Here is a 2,672-nt window from a genome sequence, read left to right on the forward strand (position 1 = left end):
AAACCAGGTTCACATCAATTTTGCTTATATCGGGAATGGTCGCGAGACGGTTGTGTACCTGCTCGAAGATCAGACCCGATGCCGGGCAAAACTGCGTGGTGAGCGTCATGGTGACTTTGACCCACTGACGCGGCCACGCGGGCGTGGAGTCGGGGTCGGGGCCGGTTTCGATGGAATAGATGAGGCCGAGATCGACGAGGTTCAACTTCACTTCGGGATCGAAGCAGTCGCGGAGAGCGGCGAAGATGTCTGATTCGGAGAGCATAGCTCCTACCGTTTAGCCCTGAGCTCTTAGCCTGAGCATGGCGGATCAAAATAAACAAATCAATTGTCCTGATCGAGCTGTCGCACTCACTAGCTAATTCTTCCGCTCAACCAGATACCGCGCAACAGACTTGAGCCCTTCGGCGCGGGTGCCATAGGGCTTGAGCACGGCAAACGCTTCTTCGATGAGTGTCGTGGCGTCACGTTGGCTCTGCTCGATGCCGTAGACAGCCGGCCAGGTAGCTTTCTCGGTGGCCTGGTCTTTGCCTGCGGTCTTGCCCAGATGCGCCGAGTCGACTGTCATGTCGAGCACGTCGTCGACGATCTGGAAAGCGAGTCCGGCTTTGCGGCCGAAGGTGTCGAGGCGTGCAACATCCTCGGCGGAGGCTCCGGCGTAAACGCCGCCGGTAACAACACTGACCCTGATGAGTGCGCCGGTCTTAGCGCGATGGATAGATTCGACGAGTTCGGGTGTTGGCTTGTGGCCTTCGCTTTCGATATCGAGCACCTGGCCGCCGATCATGCCATCGACGGTACCGACGGCGTTGGCGATGAGGCCGATGATCTGGACTGTCGCAGCAGGCGGCGTGTCGAGACCGGCAAGGATTTCAAAGGCGCGCGTTTGCAGCGCGTCGCCGGCGAGGATGGCGATCGCTTCGCCGAACGCCACGTGGCAGGTCGGTTTACCGCGACGCAGATCGTCGTTGTCGAGTGCGGGCAGGTCGTCGTGGATCAGCGAATATGTGTGCAGCATTTCGATAGCTGCTCCCAGGCGCTCAATGCCGCGTGGAACAGAACCAGCGATGGTGACGGCAGCTTGCATGGCGAGCACGGGACGGAGGCGCTTGCCCCCGGCAAACACTGAGTGGCGCATGGCGCCGTGAATCGACGAAGGAACCGTGTCAACCGTCGGGATCAGTGCTTCGAGCGCGCGGTCGGTTAGCTCCGCGCCTTCCTGGATCAGCGATTTAACGTCAGCGGACATCCCTTCCTATGATAACCGAGGTTCGCCTTCAACCTTTTGCGCCACGTTCAGTTTTCGCTCGATTAAGAATAGGACCGTGAAGTAGCCGAGCGACATAAGACTCAGTAAGCGCCCCATCACGACATCTCCGGTTGTGATCCAGTCCACGTCAAGCCGCACCGAACCCTCAGGAACCGGCACAGCCATCAGGCCGTCGTCGCGGTGGGGAAGAGACGCGTAATTCGGGCGCGCTCCAAGGGCAACGGTCTCCCCGTTGACGTTAATCTTCCAGGCTGCATAGTCGCGCAGGTGAAGGATAAGGTAGCCGGCGTGCGGGGTGTCGGCAACGAGGCGCAGGTGTTCGGGCGAGACATGGCCTTTCTGCCGCTGCCATGAGTAGGTTGCGTCGCAATGACCACTTGTCGGATCCCATTCAGGAGTGTTACCGTCATCCGACTTTGCCAGCACGACCGCAGGATTGCTGGTGAGGCATGCATCGGGAAGGCCGACTGCCATCAGTGTGTTATCCGCGCCCGGGGGAGCATACTCGTCGGTCCCCTCGAAGCCCTGGCCGCCGCGAAACGCGCTCAACATGCCGACTACCGCATCTTCTGCATCGCAGGTCTGATGGAAGAGCAGTGTCGTGACGGTGGTGATGAAAAGGAAGATTAAAGAAGACGAGACGATGACGACGACACGCAACCAGCGCCGCGTCGGCCATATGGCCGCAGCAAAAAAGATGCCGAGCGGTGCTTCGAGTACGACGAGCCACCGCCATGGGAATTGCAGGAATCGCAGTTTGGGCAGCACGTTCCACAGAGGCAGGGAAATGGGGAGTTGCAGAAGAAGCACGGCCAGCGGAATGAGGGCCATGGGGATCCACCAGGTGCGCCGTCGGAGCAGACCGCGGCGCCACGCGATGAAGATGCTAATGAACGCAAGGCCGATCATGATGACGGCGATGGCTGAGACACGCCACAGTTCGACGTCGTGCAGTTCGAGATTGGGGTCGGTGTGGTGGCCGAACAGAAAGCTGTTTTCGATGGCGAGGCCGGGATCGTCGGTGGCCTGGCGGATCTGCACCCAGTGCTGCTCGACAGCGGCAGGAACAAGATAAATCGCGGAGAGTCCGAGACCCAGAGTGACGGCAACTACCGATCGCAGAATCGGCGCCCAGGAGCGCCGAAGTATCGCGACAGTGAGTGCGACCGCAGCCAGAAGATAGCTGGCCATCACGCCCAGGGGTGCGTTGGAGAGCCATGCTCCTGCGACGACGAGGGCGAGCAACACGGCTGAACCGTCAAGGGCGCGACGCCACACGGATCCCTGCGGATTGCGATCGCGGAAGACGAGCAGCAGCAGCAGCGGGATCCAAAATCCGCCGGCGAGTTCTCCGAAGGCGGAGCGCTCGTAGGCGGTAAACATCGAATAGCCGGAGAAGAGC

3 protein-coding genes are annotated in these 2,672 nt (G+C 60.3%); all 3 read right to left on the reverse strand.

Translation table 11 applies throughout. The features are described 5' to 3' along the window. A partial coding sequence (locus WA354_RS01720; RefSeq protein ID WP_472811281.1) for a metal-sulfur cluster assembly factor occupies positions 1-265 on the reverse strand: 265 nt, incomplete at its 3' end. Between the two features lie 93 nt (positions 266-358). Beyond that, positions 359-1,249: a polyprenyl synthetase family protein gene (locus WA354_RS01725; protein ID WP_472811282.1), complete on the reverse strand. Its 891-nt coding sequence runs from the start codon at positions 1,247-1,249 to the stop codon at positions 359-361. Positions 1,250-1,255: 6 nt separating this feature from the next. Beyond that, on the reverse strand, positions 1,256-2,672 hold a 1,417-nt coding region (locus WA354_RS01730; protein ID WP_472811283.1), incomplete at its 5' end, for a hypothetical protein.

The organism is Occallatibacter sp., from assembly GCF_049802275.1.
GTDB lineage: Bacteria > Acidobacteriota > Terriglobia > Terriglobales > Acidobacteriaceae > Telmatobacter.